Here is a 14,792-nt window from a genome sequence, read left to right on the forward strand (position 1 = left end):
GCTATCGATTTCTCCCCGGACAATGGCTAGTGAACAGTCTTCAGGGAGTTTCGAGGACGTAGTGAATCGCCGCAACTTCATGCGGCTGGCAGGCGCGACCGGCGCGACCATGCTTGCCGGGTGTCAAGGTGAGGAGACAGACACGGAAACGGAGAGCGGTGGAAACGGTGACACCGAGACGGACAGCGGTGGCGACACCGACGTCTACGACGTCACGGTCGAATCCGCTGCCGCCCGTGGGATGGACCTGCTCGACTGGAACGCCCAGTTCGCCGGGTGGCCGAACATCTGGGGGCGCTGGCTCGCTTACGAGCGCTATGCCCAGTACAACATGACGGAAAACGAGTGGATCCCCCGGCTCATCCAGGACTGGTCGGTCGACGGGACGACTGTCACCCTCAACATCCGTGAGGATCACACCTACGCGAACGGCGACCAGGTGACGGCCGACGACATCAAGGCGAACACCGTGATGAACCTCGCGACGGGGGCCGCGTTCGCGGATGTCTTCGACTCGTTCAACGCACCTGACGACAAGACGCTCGAGATCGAGACCACAAAGGAAGTCAATCCGGATATCCTCGAGTTCACGCTCCTCTCCCAGCTCCAGCAGGCGAAGATGGCCGAGCCCTACGACGAGCTCTATCAGCGCTACTGGGAGGACGAGGAGGAGGGCGTCTCCAGCGACATTCAGGGTCGTGAGCCCAATTCGCCCGACTACGTCTCCGGGATCTTCGGGCAGCAGAGCAAGGACGACGAGCAGTACATGATGAACCGTAACCCCGAGCACCCTGACGCCGGGAACGTCAACTTCGAGCGTTACCGGTTCCCGAACTACCCGGGCAACGAGGGTAATTGGGAAGCCATGATCGGTGACGATATTGACACGATCATGAGCGCGTTTACTCCGTCGAACATCCGGGCGGAGCTTGCCGACCACTGGCAGGAATACAACTTCCCCGGCTACTGGGGTGTCGGCTACGTGTTCAACCACGACGAGGAAGCCGCGCCGCACATCTCGAAGCGATCGGTCCGACAGGCGATCACGCACGCCATCAACCGGGAGGACGTCGTCACGGCCGCGGGCGCAGAGATCAAGGAGGCCTTCCCCACTCCGGCCGCCGTCTCCGCGAACGTCCAGGACGAGTGGCTCGACGTGGGTGGCCAGTTCCCCGCGATGCAGGGTGGCGCAGAGCAGGCCGCCGAGATCATGCAGGACGCCGGCTACGAGAAGAACGGCAACGGCAACTGGGCCATGGACGGCGAGACCGTCACGTTCCAGGTCGTCGTCCCGAGTAGCTGGAGTGACTGGGTCACGGCGACCCAGGCTGTGGTCCCACAGCTCCAGGACGCCGGGTTCGACGCGGAGATGAACCGTGTCGACAACATCAACACGGTCGTCGGAGAAGGGAACTTCAAGATGGCGGCCCGTCCGTGGTCGCCCGGCAACGCCCGCTCCTCGCACCCGTACTTCCCACTGAACTGGGTCTTCGGGCGCGCGTACAACAACGCCCACAGCTACCCGGGTGCCGAGGCTGGCACCGAGATCGAGGTTCCGGCGATGGACGGAGACGGTACCATGTCGGTCGACGTCCAGCAGCGCCTCGACGACCTCTCGACCTCGAGCGGCGAGGAAGCCCAGTCCATCGTTCAGGAGCTCGCGTGGGTCTCCCACCAGGACCTCCCGTACCTGCCGATGATCAACAAGGTAGAGCAGTCGTGGATCAGTACGCGGCGGCTGTCGGCTCCCGAAACTGACGACCCAGCAGGCAACGTCAAGTGGCCGACGTTCTACGCCCCGCGTGTCGGAAAGATGCAGTGGCAGGGCGAGTAAGGCGTAATTCCGGCGCATCGACCTGATCGACCAATTATTTATCAAATTTAGAATACCCGATGGTAAACTACTACGTCAAACGGACGGCGAAGGCGATTGTGACGATCTATGTCGTCATCACCCTGAGCTTCGGCCTCACCCGAATGCTTCCCGGCAATCCAGCGGACAGAATCAGAGGGCGACTCTCATCGATAGGGTATACACAGGAACAGATCGAAATCGTCATATCCAACCTCGGATACAACCCGGATGTACCGCTCCCGCAAAAGTACCTCGACTACCTCGTTGGCTTACACCAGGGAAGCCTGGGTTCGTCGATTCAGGTCGCGGGTGGTGGCACCCCCGTCACAGAGATCATGGCGACCCGCCTCCCGTGGACGATCCTGATCACCTTGGTCTCGATCGTCCTCTTCTTCGCGATCTCGATCACGCTCGGCGCGATCATGGCCTACCGTGAAGGGTCGCGTTTCGACACCGCCAATTCGGCGCTCGCGATCTTCGCCAGTGGGATCCCCTTCTTCGTCATGGCGATCATCCTGGTGTTCATCTTCGCGCAGACTCTCGGGTGGTTCCCGACCGGACGGCGATACTCGCTCAACGTGGACCCAGGCTTCAACCTGGCATTTCTCCACAGCGTGATCTTTCACTCGACGCTTCCGATCGCGTCGATCGTCATTTCGCGATATGGCGTTCGCGCGCTCGCGATGCGTGGAAACAGTATCTCCATTCTCGGGAAGGGCTACGTCGAGGTCGCAAAACTACGAGGTCTCCCCGACCGCATCATCGCGCTCCGGTATGTCGGCCGCAACGCCGTGTTGCCGATGTACACCGGGATGTTGCTGTCGTTCGGGTGGGTCCTCGGCGGGACGATCGTCCTCGAACAGGTGTTCAATTACAAGGGACTCGGCTGGATGTTGTTCCAGGCGTACGACTATCGCGACTACCCCGTTTTGATGGGGGCGTTCCTGGTAATTACCCTGTCGCTAGTGGTCGGCATATTCCTGGCTGACCTCTCGTATGGGTTCGTGGATCCGCGGATCAAGACGGGTGATGAAAGTGAGTCATTCTGATTCGGAGATGTCGACGGACGAACTGCAGTGGACCTACGACGCGGAAGACGCCGTCGAGGTAACTCTCCGCGACAAGGCCCAGGAGTTCTATCGGAACCGCATCTACGAACCGGGCATCGTCGTCCTCGACGACTGGCGGTTCATCGCCGGTGGGCTCATCCTCCTCATGTACGTCCTCGTCGCGACGATCGGCGTCTGGTTGGTTCCCTATCCCGAGATCCATCTCACACCGGAGCTGAATCTGGCACCGGCTTTTAACTGGCATAGTCTAGTCAACATCGGCGGGTTCAACCTCGCGTACCCGACGTTCCACGATCTGTCGTACCCGCTCGGAACGACAAAGACTGGCCGATCCATCTTCGGACTCCTCGTCCACTCGACGCCGAAGATGATGATCATGGTCATCTCGGGCGGTGCCTTCGCGACCATCGTCGCGACGATCCTCGGGACAGTCGCCGGGTACAAGGGCGGCCGCGTCGACGGAGCGATCTCGATGTTCATCGACATCGCGATGACGATCCCGGGCCTCCCGCTCGTGATGGTCCTCGCACTCGCGTTCCAGGATCTGGAGGTCCTGGGGATCGGCATCGGATTCGCCCAGCTCGGTCAGCTTCCGGAGCCGCTGAACGTCCTCAGGCCGGCGACCATCGGGATGATCATCATGATCAACTACTGGGGCGGTCTCGGACGGGCCATCCGCTCGCAGGTGTTGACGCTGCGCCAGGAGAACTACGTCGAGGCGTCCCGGACGATGGGCGTCAGTACCTGGAAGATCATCCTCAAGGACGTGATCCCGAACCTGATGCCGTACATCCTGATCAACTTCGTCAACGCGGCCCGGTTCGTGGTCTTCTCGGCCGTTGGGCTGTACTTCCTCGGCGTCCTGCCGACGGACGTCGCCAACTGGGGCGTCATGATCAGCGACGCTTACGGCCAGGGCGCGATCGCCGGGCTCAGCATCTGGAACTGGCTGTTCCCGCCAGTTTTCGCCATGTTGTTCCTGGCGCTGGGACTGATCTTGCTCTCCCAATCGCTGGACCGCGTCTTCAATCCGCGAGTCCGGACGAAACTGTCGTCGTTCGACGCCATTGATTCCGACGAGGACGACGTTGAGGAGGTTATGAACGAATGAGTATTGATAACGTGACTGCGGAGTCTGATGAACAGCCACCCGAAGTCGAGCAAGTCGAGAAGCCCGACCCGATCATGCGCCTCGACGACGTTCGGGTCACCTTCGAGATGGATCGGGGTATCTCGCGGGTCCTCGACGACATCAACATGGACATCGGCCGCGGCGAGATCGTCGGCATCGTCGGCGAGAGCGGCGCGGGCAAGTCGACACTCGTCTCGGCGATGATGGACTCAGTCGAGGAACCCGGCGTCCTCGAAGGGTCGATCGAGTATCGGCCCTCGGAGGGCGAGGCAGTCGACATCCTCGAGTTCACCGACGAACAGCTCCGGCAGTGGCGCTGGGAGGAAGTCGCGATGGTCTTCCAGGGGGCGATGGCCTCGTTCAACCCCGTCAAGCGGATCGAGGATCACTTCGTCGAGACGCTGAAGGCTCACGACCACAACGTCAAAGAGGGAATGCAGCGGGCCCGCGACCTCATCGCCGACCTCTACATGCAGCCCGACCGCGTGCTATCGGCCTTCCCCCACGAACTTTCCGGTGGGATGCGCCAGCGCACGCTGCTTGCACTGGCGATGGTGCTCGATCCCGAGATGTTGATCATGGACGAGCCGACCGCCGCGCTGGACCTGCTGATGCAGCGGTCGATCCTCCAGCTGCTCCGGGACCTGCAGGAAGAACACGACATCTCGATGGTGTTCATTACCCACGACCTGGCGCTGGTGGCCAGCCTGGCCGACCGCCTGGCGGTGATGTACGCCTTCCGGATGGTCGAGGTCGGGCCCAAGGAGAAGATGCTCCGGGACCCCGGCCACCCCTACACACGGATGCTGTTGAACTCGACGCCGGATATCGACGCCCCGATCGATCAGAACCGTTCGATCGACGGGTCGAGTCCGGACCCGCTGAACGTGCCAGAAGGGTGTTCGTTCCATCCGCGGTGTCCGCTGGCCGAGGAGGCCTGTCTCGAGAGCGAGCCCGATCAGTTCTTGCTCGATGACGACCACGGGGCCGCGTGTTTCCGCTGGGAGGAGGCCCAGACGTCGATGCCGCTGGTCTACGAACAGGAGGTCGAGGACGTCGACAGTGAGGGAGCGGAAACCTCGACCAGCGCCAGACGCTCACGGGACGAAGAGCCGTTGCTCTCCGTCAACGACCTCGAGGTCCACTTCGAACAGTCACAGGGGATCATCGAGTCGCTGTTCGGCGACGACCCGAATGTCGTTCGTGCGGTCGACGGGATCAACCTCGACATCTACGAGAAGGACGTCGTCGCGCTGGTCGGCGAATCCGGCTGCGGGAAGACGACCCTCGGGAAGACGATCCTCGGACTCCAGGAGCCCACCAGCGGGTCCATCGAGTACCGTGGCGTCGACCTCGTGGAGGCCAAGAAAGGCAACGCCGAGATGTCCTGGGACGAGATCCGCAAATCGTTGCAGATCATCCATCAGGATCCGGGGAGTTCGCTCAATCCCAACCGCCGGCTGAAGTCCATCCTGTCAGTTCCACTCAAGCAGATCCACCCCGAGATGAGTACCGGGGAGCGTCTCGACCGGATCTACACGCTGATGAACTACGTCGGCTTGACGCCGGCGACGGAGTACGGTGAACGGTACCCCCACCAGCTCAGCGGCGGAGAGAAACAGCGCGTCGCCCTGTGTCGGGCCCTGTTGATGAACCCGGATCTGATTCTCGCCGACGAGGCGATCAGCGCACTGGACGTCTCCCTGCGCGTCGAGATGATGGATCTGATGCTCGAGCTCCAGGAGGAGTTCGACACCTCGTTCCTGTTCATCTCCCATGACCTCTCGAACGCCCGGTATCTCGCCCAGAAGTCCGGCGGCCGCATCGCCGGGATGTATCTGGGCGAGTTTGTCGAGATCGGACCTGCAGAGCAGATCACCCGCAATCCGTCCCATCCGTACACTGACGTTCTGCGATGGGGGACGCCGAATATCGACCCGGAGAAAGCCCAGATCGGGGAAATGCCGATGCGGAAGATCGACATTCCCGACCCGATCAATCCGCCCTCTGGCTGTCGGTTCCACACGCGCTGTCCGGAGGCTCGCGAGGCCTGTATCCAGGAGAAGCCTGCCGGCCAGCAGATCGACGCTGAGGGATTCCACACCTCGAGTTGCTTCCGGGAGTACGGTGAAGACCACCCCTACTGGGACAGCGAACCGGTCACCGACGAGATGATCGACGACTGATTATCCGCGTTCTTACTCGGACCCGCTCTCCGTGCGCCATTCGCCTCGTTGACGTCTGTTTTTCGCGCAACGCCACTGCATGAACACCGTCACGGCCAGCGCGGCGACCACCAGGATCAGATCGATCACTGCGATGATGTGTGAGGGTGAACCGCTCGTGGTGTACACGACGGAAAAGACAGTCAGGAGCAGCAGGACCAACAGGATGGCGAACAGGATCCGGAGACGTGGTGTCTGCTCGCAGACGACGGTCCAGAATTCTTCTTTCATATACGTACCGAGTGCAGGCTCTCGGTGATAACAATTGGCAATCGGATTTTGGGCGCGGAAGGCTCCCCCTCGCTTTGTGTATGCTCCTCAGTCGGTTCCCTACACTACCACCAACCCAAGCGCCAGTAGTCCAGCGCCGACCACGACGGGGACGATGCCGATCTTTGCCACGTCCCAGGCGACGCTGCGCTCGCGACCATCCGCGATGAGAAACCGCCGAATTCCATCGCCAGTGACACGGACGTTTACTTCGCCACCGCGACGACCCGCTCCGCTGTCATAATGTGCCCGTCCGTAGACGTAACACTCCTCCCCGGGATCGAGCCGCCGCTCGATGAACCGCTGATCGTTCCCAGTCTTGAGTTCGGTTACGCCCAGATCGATGGTTCCGTCCTGTGCGGCGACGTTTGGATTCCCGGAGACAAACTCTGCGAGTCGATCCGGCAAGGCCGTTCCGCCTGGAACCTCGACTGTCTGTTCCTCCAGATGCCGAACCGAGCCGGCCGGTTCGACGCGACAGCTCGCGGTGTCGTCGGCGAGTCGGAACGGTCCCCCGAGCAGCCCTTCGTCGAGCGTCTTCCAGTACGTGTTTGTCCCCTTGCCCGCACTGGTCGTCCGACGTTCCTGTACTTCCCATTCACAGATAAGGCTCCGAGAGCCGGAGATCGGCGATTCAACTGTCCCCTCGTCCGGTTCGGCGACGCCCTGGACTTCGACGGGCCCGAGTTCGTTCGGGAGTTCATAGACTGCGAGGGGTTCGCCCCGATAGATCTGCCACGCGAACCACAGCTCTCGGGTGCCGAGCGCGAGAAGGGCCACGCCAGCGACGGCGAGACCGCCGGCGAACAGGAGGGCTCCTGATACCATGCCCCGGATTTCTCAGGCCTGTCGAATCAACGTTGTGCTGTCCGGCACGCAACGGGAGTGACGACAGTCGGATTGCCAGCGGGCTGAACCTTAATATTCGTGCTGTCCTGCGTTACCGTATGGAAGACGAAGCCTGGCGCTCGATCGACGTGATTCACAACAACAAAGGTGAGCCACACGTCCTCCAACAGAAGGTAAAAGTGTTCACTGCTGGGGTCACCGAGGAGTCAAGCGGCTATACGAAGCCGACCGTGGACCATCGGCTAGTTCCACTCGCCGAGGTCACGAAGTGATCCTCACGACGAGCCAGCGGCTACGTGGTGTAATAGTGTATTAGGAAAACGCGAGTCGCGTCGAAGCCTTACTGGCGGACGACGTTGGTCGCGCGGGGGCCCTTCTCGGCCTGTTCGATGTCGAATTCGACTTCCTGTCCTTCCTCGAGGTCCGGGCCGCCGACGTCTTCCATGTGGAAGAATACGTCTTCGTCCGCATCCTCAGTCTCGATGAAACCGTAACCGCCAGTGTCGTTGAAGAAATCGACCGTACCAGTTGCCATTGCATTTCTACCAATGAGAGTCGGATGTATAAGGCTTCCGAGGGATGGCGTACCACGGGTGTGAAGGCCTCTCGTGACCCGTCTCTATACGCTATAGTGGGTCATTTCGGACCACCTTCGATGGCCGGCTGAGTCAAACCGGGCAGCGGGTTCTCGATACGAAACTGTGGGGTCGCCGCCGAAGGGGGCACACCCCGGCTATACAGTGCTCCCGAGCCCTATTTCTCGTCAGTTGTGTTGGGTGCGATCTACGCAGCGCAATATCGCTCCTAGATACCTACAAGGCCACTCGCGCCGCCCTGCTCAGTAATGCCAACGATCGATCACTGTGTGGTGACGGCTGTCGATTCGCGGCTGGTGTATGGGCGTGTGCACGAGGCCGCCCCGGGGCGCGACGATGGAGCCACTCGCGTGTGCTTTCGGCGTAGCGACAATGTCTTGGTTCGGGAGGGCGAGGCCATCTCGATCGAATACCGGTACGAGCGACCCGGCGAAGACCGTTTGCCGACGCTGTTGGTTGACGTCACTTCTGTCTGGAGCGCCGTTGCGTGAGCGTCTCGTGGATGCCGAGTACCAGTGCGGGAACGACGAGCATGAACAGGTGCTCCTCGATCGGGATGGCGAGCAGGTCGACCCCAGTCCGCAGTTCGATGGCGAAGACACCCACCTCGAGGGTGTACCAGTCCCAGACGTACGCCAGTGGGTAGAGGACAACGATCGTCCGTGCTGCCCGCGTGAGTGCCTCGGCCCGGACGAGCAACGTCAGCGCGAGCGCGCCGAACGCGACCTCCGTCGCGAGGTAGGTGTAGGGACCGAGCACGCCGATGTCGACGGGCAGCGGACCGGTCATCGGTCGATACCAAAGCGCGATCAACAGGAGGGCGAGGAAGACGTACGCCCCGCGGACAAGCAACATCGTGGCCAGTCGTGGCTCGGCCCGCCGTCCAACCGCGGCCACCGCGCCGAACGCGAAGACGGCCAGTACCGTCCCCGTCGGAAACACACCGACGGCGGCCAGGACGGCTACCCCAGCGAGCCCGACAGCGAGCAGCCCCTCCGCCAGTTGGCGCGCTCGACGCGGCCCCAGGACGACGGCGACCGTTCGCTTTCCGATCGAGCGGTCGTACGTCAGATCCTGGGCGTCGTCGATGATCTTGATCCCCAGGAGGACGGCGAGCAACACGCCAGCCAGTCCGAGGACAGTCGGGGTCACCGTGCCGGCCCCGGCGACGTACGCACCCACCAGCGACAGCGCGATCCCGGCCGGATAGCCCCCGGTCGCCGTGACCGGATTCGTATCCAGTTGCGGCGCGTGGAAGTACCCGAGCGCCCACGTCGGTGCGGTCAGCGCGGCGGCTTCCGGCCCACCAGTCAGGGCGACGCCGGTCAGCGCCACCGCGAAGAGGGTCCCGGCACCGGCCAGTGCAATCCGACAGCCACCCACCGACAGCGGATGATCCTCGTCCTCGCTCCGGACGAAGAAGTCGACGTAGCCATCCTTGACGTGGGCGGTGTAGACCGCTGCGAAGATCGCTATTGCGTGGGCCGCGACGACTGTGGGAGTGAACGATCCCGTCGCTCTGGCAGCGAGTAGTGAGCCCGTCAATGAGACGGCCACCGGCGGCAGCATGAACACCGGATGGACCTGGGACACCAGCGCACGGACTGCCGCCGCTGGACCGGGACGGTGACGGGCGATCGACATACCTGTTCCTCGGTATCGATCCGCATAGTCGTGTCGCCGCGTTCAAGTGTTGCTGCGGAACCGGTGGTTCACCCACCGTCGGCTCCGACACTGGTCTCGGCCCCGGTGTCCAAGTAGATCCGGCCCGATGGACGGCCATGCCCGAGACCGCCGTCGTCTGGCTGCGTCGCGACCTGCGAACGCGGGATAACGCGACGCTTGCGGCCGCCTGCGCTGCCGATCGCGTCCTGCCCGTCTACTGTTTCGAGCCGCGCCGGTACGGCCAGCGCGCCTTCGGCGGAGCAGCGTCGTTCGAATACGATGGCGTCGGGGCCGGTCGGGCACAGTTCGAACGCGAGGCCGTCGGGGACCTCCGTGACCGACTTCGCGAGATCGGTAGCGATCTATTCGTCCGCCACGGCCGCCCCGACGCGGTGCTGCCCGACCTGGTCGAGGCAGTTGATGCCGATCACTTGCACTATCAGACGCTCCCAATCCCCGAAGAGCGCACCAGAGAACACCAGGTCCGGCGGGCGCTACCGGAGGCGGTCACTGTCGAACGCCACTGGACGCACACGCTCCACCACGTCGAGGACCTGCCGACCCCCTACGACGAGATGCCCGACACCTTCACCCCCTGGCGACAGTCAGTCGAGGCCGAGAGTCGCGTCCGGGAGCCGATCGAGGCACCCGCGGTGCCGCCGGTTCCAGCGGACGCGCCACAGCCGGGGCCGATCCCGGAACTCGCCGATCTCGGCGTCGTCGGCGACGTCCCCGACGACGACCGAATGCCCCTCGACTTCGAGGGCGGGGAGACCCCGGGGCAGCGTCGGCTGGAACAGTACGTCTGGGAGACGGACTCCCTCCGGGCGTACAAACAGACGCGCAACGGGCTGGTCGGGCGGGACTATTCGTCGAAGTTCTCGCCCTGGCAGAACGTCGGCTGTCTGTCGCCGCGAGACGTCTATCAGACAGTCAAAGAGTACGAGCGCGAGCGCGTCAGCAATGACTCGACGTACTGGCTGAACTTCGAGTTGCGCTGGCGGGACTTCTTTCAGTTTCAGTTCGCCAAGTACGGCGGGAAATTCTTCACGCCGGGTGGGATCCGCGAACGAACGGACCTGGACTGGCGGCGCGACGAGAGCGACTTCCGGCGCTGGCAGGAGGGGCGGACTGGGGTACCGTTCGTCGACGCCGCGATGCGGGAACTCGTGGCGACGGGCTACGTCAGCAATCGCGCCCGCCAGAACGCCGCCTCCTTCCTGGTCCACGATCTCGGGATCGACTGGCGGTGGGGCGGGGCCCACTACGAGCACCACCTGCTCGATTACGACCCGGCATCGAACTACGGCAACTGGGCGTATATCGCGAAGGTCGGCAACGACAGCCGCGAGGGGGGTTTCGACGTCCTCTCGCAGGCCGAACGGTACGATCCCGGCGGCGAATACATCTCGCGGTGGTGTCCCGAACTAGACGGGCTGATCGCCGAGTACGCCCGCGAGCCCTGGCGAATGGACGAGGAAGAGCAGCGAGAGCGGGGTCTGGTGCTCGGCGAGGACTACCCCGAACCGATGGTCGATCCCGAGCGGTTGTGAGGAGGGCGACCTGACTCAGGTCCGTACGGAAAATTGTCATTTACTTGCGGCTGTTCGCCCAGCGCCGGGACCTCACAACGAATTTATTGCTCCGCCTCAAATACTGACAGCATGGAGCAAAATCCGGTTGAGGATAATTTCATCACCCGCATCATCCTCGGTTTCGTCGTGCTCTATGCGATGCTTATTGTGGGTAGTTCGCTTGGAAACATGTTTTCGACGGATAATGGATATGTAGCATTGATCGGCTTTGTCATCGGGGCTCTCTTCGTTTTCGTGATTTTTGCGGCTTTGTACAGCAGGTACGATCAATCATATACTAGTTGATTATGGGAGTACTGTCCTCTGTTGTGGTCTTTTGCAACTACTGTTCGGCCCGTTTTTGGAAACGGTGACTGACTGGGCGGCCGGCCGTCGAAAGCGATTACTGACGGCTGCCCGAAGACGAAAATATGACCGCAAACTTCCCAGGAAACCGCAAGCACAACCTGGCAATCGAGTTCTCCCGGTACGCCGAGTTCGGCGTTGGCGACGTCCTCGAAACCGACGAGGGTGAGGAAGTCACCGTCACGGACTTTGCCTTTCGGTTCGAGACCGACGACTTCGTCTACTGGTTCGAGCAACTCGATGGCTCCTACACCGAGAGCGAGATCGAGGAATGGGCGCTGGTCGAGGCCGCCGAGCGCGAGGAGTACGTCGATCCCGGGTTCGAGAGCCAGCAGATCCCAGATCCGGATGACGTCGACGGATCGTCATGACGACCGATCCCTGCGACGGCTGTGGCCGCGAGGTGCGGATCGCGGGCGGGATCGGCGACATGTGGAGTTCGGATCAGTCGGCCACCGGTGGGATGACGCTCGAACTCGCCGACGGGACCGAACACTTCCTGTGTTCGGATTGCATCGACGCGCTGCCCGACGACCGTGAGGTCCAGGCAGCGGACGTAGCCGGCCTCGAAGGTCGAGACGATTGAGCCCTGGTGCTCGGATCCTGGGTCCGTTGGGACTGCTGGAAGATTCGCCGAACGGTGTGCAATCGCTTCGCCCAACCACGGGGTTGGACAGCCACGTCGATCATCCGGACTCGTCAGCGTACTCGAAATAGTCGATGGTTCCCGCATCGATTTCGGTCCACACACCATCGCGTCGCTCCTCTGTAACGCGTCTGATGCGGTCTGTATCCGGCATTTCGAGCACGCGGATTCGCCGCGGTGGTCTCCCGATCGGATGGTACTCCATTTTGAATATTACGGCCATGCCATCACCGGAATCCGGTTTGCAGTTCAGCAGGTGTTTGCCGGCTGTCTTAGCGACTGGTATGTGCCGAACGTAGTGCTCCGGAACACACTTATCGGTACATGGGTCGGCTTCACGTGGGTGTCAGGCTTCGTCTGATCTCATCCCCTGTGCTGGTTTTCCACACGAACGAAGGGGGTTTGAAACAAACAGGGACTCACCGCACTGTCAGGCTGTTGCCGACGGACCCCTTCACACCACGCTTTTGCTATCGCCGGTTCAACTTAGCTCCAATGCGCGCAGACGAGATGAATTCCCAGGCACAGGCCGTCGTCGATCGACAGCGACGGCTCGGGATCTCGCCGATCTCCGATCATGATCACCGAATCATGCGCTTGTTGCAACGGGTGAGTACCTGGTTCGGCAATCGCGATCCGCCCGCGGTCGGCGCGACAACTGACGGCGCTATTCCAGGGCCCGAGGGGGACCTTCCCGTCAGGCTCTATCGCCCCGATGGACCCGGTCCGTACCCGACGATCGTCTTCTTTCACGGGGGCGGGTTCGTACTCGGAAGCATCGGGACCCACGACTGGCTGTGTCGGCAACTCACCCGCGAGACGGGCGCGGTCGTCGTCTCTGTCGACTATCGCCTCGCACCCGAACACCCGTTCCCGGCGGCTGTCGAGGACGCCTACGCCGCCACGCAGTGGGCGGCGGACAACCCCGACCGCCTCGCCTCCGACGGCACGCTTGCGGTGGCAGGCGACAGCGCCGGCGGGAATCTCGCGGCTGTGGTCGCGTTGCTGGCCCGGGATCGCGGTGAGCCAGCTGTCGATTACCAGGCGCTCCTCTACCCCGGGATCGGCATCAGCGACGACCAGGCCTCAGTCCGGGAGAACGACGGCATCGTCCTCTCGGTCGCGGATCTCGAGTGGTTTCGGGAGTGCTATTACGATGGTGACATCCACCAGCGCAATCCGTACGCCGACCCGGCCAACGCCTGCGACATCGGGGATGTCGCTCCCGCGACAGTCGTGACTGCGGGGTTCGATCCGATCCGTGACGGTGGCGTTGCCTACGCTGAACAACTCGACGCGGACGGTGTCGACGTCACGCATCGCCACTACCCGGACATGATCCACGGGTTCGCGACCGAGTCGTCCATCGATCGTGCCGAAGTAGCTCTCCGAGCGGTGGCGAGTGATTTCGCTGCTACAGTCGGGGATGAGTCTTGAACGGCGGCTCGAACGCGGCGAGAAGCGTCCTTACTGTGCGGTGGGAGTGTCGTCGTCGCCCATCGCCTGCTTGACCTGCAGTGCGGCGCTTGCTGCGAGTCCCTGTGCCAGGTCTGTACACTCCTGATCGTCGATCCGGAGATCGGTGTCCGGTTCCGGGGTGTACCCGGCGCTGACCGGTGAGCCGACCGGCGGCTGGACGGCGATCATCGCTTGGGGTCCACTGGCCCCGCTCGATAGTTCCGACCCGACCACGAACTCGCCGGGCAGCAACTCCCGCGTCTTGGCCGCGACGCGAGAGAGGTCGCTCCGGAGCGATCGACGCTCCTCCGGCGTGAGCTCGACATCGGGTTCGGCCTGCCCCGAGAACGGCGAGTTTCCATACATGAATCGTCTCCGGGTGTAGGCGAGGGGTCGGTATAAACTCGCCGACTCCTGTCCTCGAGAATAGGTTTCCTCCGGCGCGTCGCTCTCGGTCGTCAGGATTCGATCAGCGAGTGACTCCGTCCGTAGACAGCCAGCACGATCGCTGTGGCGTATGCCTCGTCCGCGCCGTCCGCACTCGCTGTCTCGAGTGCGACCTGGGTCTCGCCGAAGTCCCAGTCCCGGAGGTCGCGACCGGCCGCCAGCCCTGCCCGGACGTCTTCGCGTACAGTCTGCTTGTTCGACCCGGAGACTTCATAGAAAATGCCGGGTCCATCGGGCTCGCGCGTCCAGCCGATCGCCGCCGCTGCTTCGCCCTCTTCGGCCGTCTCCGCCGCCTGGACGACGTACAGCCCCTGCCCGGCAGGCCCGAGATCCGGGGCCGTCCCGACGCGCTCGATGGTCGCGTCGCCGGGGACGACCGACGACAGCGTCACGAGGTTGTAATTGTGGACGCCGGCCGCGGCCAGCGCGGCGTCGTAGGCGGCTGTCGGCGTCGGGCCGTGGCCCGAACCGCTGACGATCCGAATCGTTCCCATCACCGGGAATTCGGGCGAGCGACAAGTAAAGTCCGTCGTTCGGGGCCTGGGGTCACGGCCCCGAAACGTCGATCAACAACCATTATAATGATAGTTTCTCATTAACTGGGAACGCCCGGTAGGACTTACTCCGACACTGACACTC

At 62.6% G+C, this 14,792-nt stretch carries 17 protein-coding genes; 11 read left to right on the plus strand and 6 right to left on the minus strand.

The annotated features are described in order from the left end of the window. Positions 1 to 22 precede the first annotated feature (22 nt). From HUTA_RS12690 to HUTA_RS12705, 4 genes are read left to right on the plus strand one after another with little or no spacing between them, the layout of a single operon-like run. Positions 23 to 1,834 carry an ABC transporter substrate-binding protein gene (locus tag HUTA_RS12690; protein WP_015790310.1) on the plus strand — a complete coding sequence of 604 codons (1,812 nt, stop codon included), beginning with the start codon at positions 23 to 25 and terminating at the stop codon, positions 1,832 to 1,834. Positions 1,835 to 1,893: 59 nt separating this feature from the next. Next, positions 1,894 to 2,904: an ABC transporter permease gene (locus tag HUTA_RS12695; protein WP_015790311.1), complete on the plus strand. Its 1,011-nt coding sequence runs from the start codon at positions 1,894 to 1,896 to the stop codon at positions 2,902 to 2,904. Further along, on the plus strand, positions 2,885 to 4,036 hold the full coding sequence (locus tag HUTA_RS12700) for an ABC transporter permease (protein ID WP_015790312.1): 1,152 nt from the start codon (positions 2,885 to 2,887) through the stop codon (positions 4,034 to 4,036). Before HUTA_RS12695 ends, HUTA_RS12700 begins: the two co-directional genes overlap by 20 nt. Continuing rightward, positions 4,033 to 6,243 carry an ABC transporter ATP-binding protein gene (locus HUTA_RS12705; RefSeq protein WP_015790313.1) on the plus strand — a complete coding sequence of 737 codons (2,211 nt, stop codon included), beginning with the start codon at positions 4,033 to 4,035 and terminating at the stop codon, positions 6,241 to 6,243. Before HUTA_RS12700 ends, HUTA_RS12705 begins: the two co-directional genes overlap by 4 nt. Positions 6,244 to 6,255: 12 nt before the next feature. Here the strand turns inward: HUTA_RS12705 and HUTA_RS12710 are convergent, their stop codons facing one another. Further along, positions 6,256 to 6,513 (minus strand): hypothetical protein, encoded by a 258-nt coding sequence (locus HUTA_RS12710; protein WP_015790314.1) that lies wholly within the window; start codon positions 6,511 to 6,513, stop codon positions 6,256 to 6,258. Positions 6,514 to 6,612: 99 nt separating this feature from the next. Beyond that, positions 6,613 to 7,380, minus strand: a complete 768-nt coding sequence (locus HUTA_RS12715; RefSeq protein WP_015790315.1) for a hypothetical protein — start codon at positions 7,378 to 7,380, stop codon at positions 6,613 to 6,615. A 119-nt stretch (positions 7,381 to 7,499) separates the two neighbouring features. Here HUTA_RS12715 and HUTA_RS15670 point away from each other — a divergent pair, with 119 nt between their 5' ends. Beyond that, entirely contained in the window at positions 7,500 to 7,673 is a 174-nt protein-coding gene (locus HUTA_RS15670; protein WP_015790316.1) for a hypothetical protein, read from the plus strand. Positions 7,674 to 7,741: 68 nt separating this feature from the next. Here the strand turns inward: HUTA_RS15670 and HUTA_RS12720 are convergent, their stop codons facing one another. Beyond that, the gene (locus tag HUTA_RS12720) at positions 7,742 to 7,936 is read right to left on the minus strand and encodes a cold-shock protein (RefSeq protein ID WP_008526685.1); all 195 of its coding nucleotides are present in this window, start codon (positions 7,934 to 7,936) and stop codon (positions 7,742 to 7,744) included. A 309-nt stretch (positions 7,937 to 8,245) separates the two neighbouring features. On the opposite strand from HUTA_RS12720, the gene HUTA_RS12725 reads away from it, so the two are divergent. Beyond that, positions 8,246 to 8,488, plus strand: a complete 243-nt coding sequence (locus HUTA_RS12725) for a hypothetical protein (protein WP_015790317.1) — start codon at positions 8,246 to 8,248, stop codon at positions 8,486 to 8,488. Here the strand turns inward: HUTA_RS12725 and HUTA_RS12730 are convergent. Continuing rightward, on the minus strand, positions 8,460 to 9,641 hold the full coding sequence (locus HUTA_RS12730) for a lycopene cyclase domain-containing protein (protein ID WP_015790318.1): 1,182 nt from the start codon (positions 9,639 to 9,641) through the stop codon (positions 8,460 to 8,462). The two genes, HUTA_RS12725 and HUTA_RS12730, sit on opposite strands and share 29 nt — an antisense overlap. 137 nt (positions 9,642 to 9,778) lie before the next feature. Between HUTA_RS12730 and HUTA_RS12735 the strand changes: the two genes are divergently transcribed. From HUTA_RS12735 to HUTA_RS12755, 5 genes are all read left to right on the plus strand, one after another. Beyond that, positions 9,779 to 11,215 (plus strand): DASH family cryptochrome, encoded by a 1,437-nt coding sequence (locus HUTA_RS12735; protein ID WP_015790319.1) that lies wholly within the window; start codon positions 9,779 to 9,781, stop codon positions 11,213 to 11,215. 111 nt (positions 11,216 to 11,326) lie between these two features. Next, positions 11,327 to 11,542 (plus strand): hypothetical protein, encoded by a 216-nt coding sequence (locus HUTA_RS12740; RefSeq protein ID WP_015790320.1) that lies wholly within the window; start codon positions 11,327 to 11,329, stop codon positions 11,540 to 11,542. A gap of 125 nt (positions 11,543 to 11,667) precedes the next feature. Further along, the gene (locus HUTA_RS12745; protein WP_015790321.1) at positions 11,668 to 11,973 is read left to right on the plus strand and encodes a hypothetical protein; all 306 of its coding nucleotides are present in this window, start codon (positions 11,668 to 11,670) and stop codon (positions 11,971 to 11,973) included. Further along, positions 11,970 to 12,188, plus strand: a complete 219-nt coding sequence (locus HUTA_RS12750) for a DUF7561 family protein (protein ID WP_015790322.1) — start codon at positions 11,970 to 11,972, stop codon at positions 12,186 to 12,188. The genes HUTA_RS12745 and HUTA_RS12750 overlap by 4 nt, the downstream gene beginning before the upstream one ends. A gap of 555 nt (positions 12,189 to 12,743) precedes the next feature. After that, entirely contained in the window at positions 12,744 to 13,685 is a 942-nt protein-coding gene (locus HUTA_RS12755) for an alpha/beta hydrolase (RefSeq protein WP_049941347.1), read from the plus strand. Between the two features lie 30 nt (positions 13,686 to 13,715). Here the strand turns inward: HUTA_RS12755 and HUTA_RS12760 are convergent, their stop codons facing one another. Both HUTA_RS12760 and HUTA_RS12765 read right to left on the minus strand, forming a co-directional pair. Further along, positions 13,716 to 14,072: a DUF5811 family protein gene (locus HUTA_RS12760; RefSeq protein WP_015790324.1), complete on the minus strand. Its 357-nt coding sequence runs from the start codon at positions 14,070 to 14,072 to the stop codon at positions 13,716 to 13,718. Positions 14,073 to 14,164: 92 nt separating this feature from the next. Next, positions 14,165 to 14,647, minus strand: coding sequence for a pyruvoyl-dependent arginine decarboxylase (locus tag HUTA_RS12765; RefSeq protein ID WP_015790325.1), 483 nt, complete (start codon positions 14,645 to 14,647; stop codon positions 14,165 to 14,167). Between the last annotated feature and the right edge of the window lie 145 nt (positions 14,648 to 14,792).

Origin of the sequence: Halorhabdus utahensis DSM 12940, from assembly GCF_000023945.1 — an archaeon.
GTDB classification, from domain to species: domain Archaea; phylum Halobacteriota; class Halobacteria; order Halobacteriales; family Haloarculaceae; genus Halorhabdus; species Halorhabdus utahensis.

Coding starts and splice junctions, on each gene's coding strand:
- HUTA_RS12735 (WP_015790319.1), top strand. CDS start 9,779: ATGCCCGAGACCGCCGTCGTCTGGCTGCGTCGCGACCTGCGAACGCGG.
- HUTA_RS12725 (WP_015790317.1), top strand. CDS start 8,246: ATGCCAACGATCGATCACTGTGTGGTGACGGCTGTCGATTCGCGGCTG.
- HUTA_RS15670 (WP_015790316.1), top strand. CDS start 7,500: ATGGAAGACGAAGCCTGGCGCTCGATCGACGTGATTCACAACAACAAA.
- HUTA_RS12710 (WP_015790314.1), bottom strand. CDS start 6,513: ATGAAAGAAGAATTCTGGACCGTCGTCTGCGAGCAGACACCACGTCTC.
- HUTA_RS12730 (WP_015790318.1), bottom strand. CDS start 9,641: ATGTCGATCGCCCGTCACCGTCCCGGTCCAGCGGCGGCAGTCCGTGCG.
- HUTA_RS12745 (WP_015790321.1), top strand. CDS start 11,668: ATGACCGCAAACTTCCCAGGAAACCGCAAGCACAACCTGGCAATCGAG.
- HUTA_RS12715 (WP_015790315.1), bottom strand. CDS start 7,380: ATGGTATCAGGAGCCCTCCTGTTCGCCGGCGGTCTCGCCGTCGCTGGC.
- HUTA_RS12705 (WP_015790313.1), top strand. CDS start 4,033: ATGAGTATTGATAACGTGACTGCGGAGTCTGATGAACAGCCACCCGAA.
- HUTA_RS12750 (WP_015790322.1), top strand. CDS start 11,970: ATGACGACCGATCCCTGCGACGGCTGTGGCCGCGAGGTGCGGATCGCG.
- HUTA_RS12690 (WP_015790310.1), top strand. CDS start 23: ATGGCTAGTGAACAGTCTTCAGGGAGTTTCGAGGACGTAGTGAATCGC.
- HUTA_RS12765 (WP_015790325.1), bottom strand. CDS start 14,647: ATGGGAACGATTCGGATCGTCAGCGGTTCGGGCCACGGCCCGACGCCG.
- HUTA_RS12700 (WP_015790312.1), top strand. CDS start 2,885: ATGAAAGTGAGTCATTCTGATTCGGAGATGTCGACGGACGAACTGCAG.
- HUTA_RS12740 (WP_015790320.1), top strand. CDS start 11,327: ATGGAGCAAAATCCGGTTGAGGATAATTTCATCACCCGCATCATCCTC.
- HUTA_RS12760 (WP_015790324.1), bottom strand. CDS start 14,072: ATGTATGGAAACTCGCCGTTCTCGGGGCAGGCCGAACCCGATGTCGAG.
- HUTA_RS12695 (WP_015790311.1), top strand. CDS start 1,894: ATGGTAAACTACTACGTCAAACGGACGGCGAAGGCGATTGTGACGATC.
- HUTA_RS12755 (WP_049941347.1), top strand. CDS start 12,744: ATGCGCGCAGACGAGATGAATTCCCAGGCACAGGCCGTCGTCGATCGA.
- HUTA_RS12720 (WP_008526685.1), bottom strand. CDS start 7,936: ATGGCAACTGGTACGGTCGATTTCTTCAACGACACTGGCGGTTACGGT.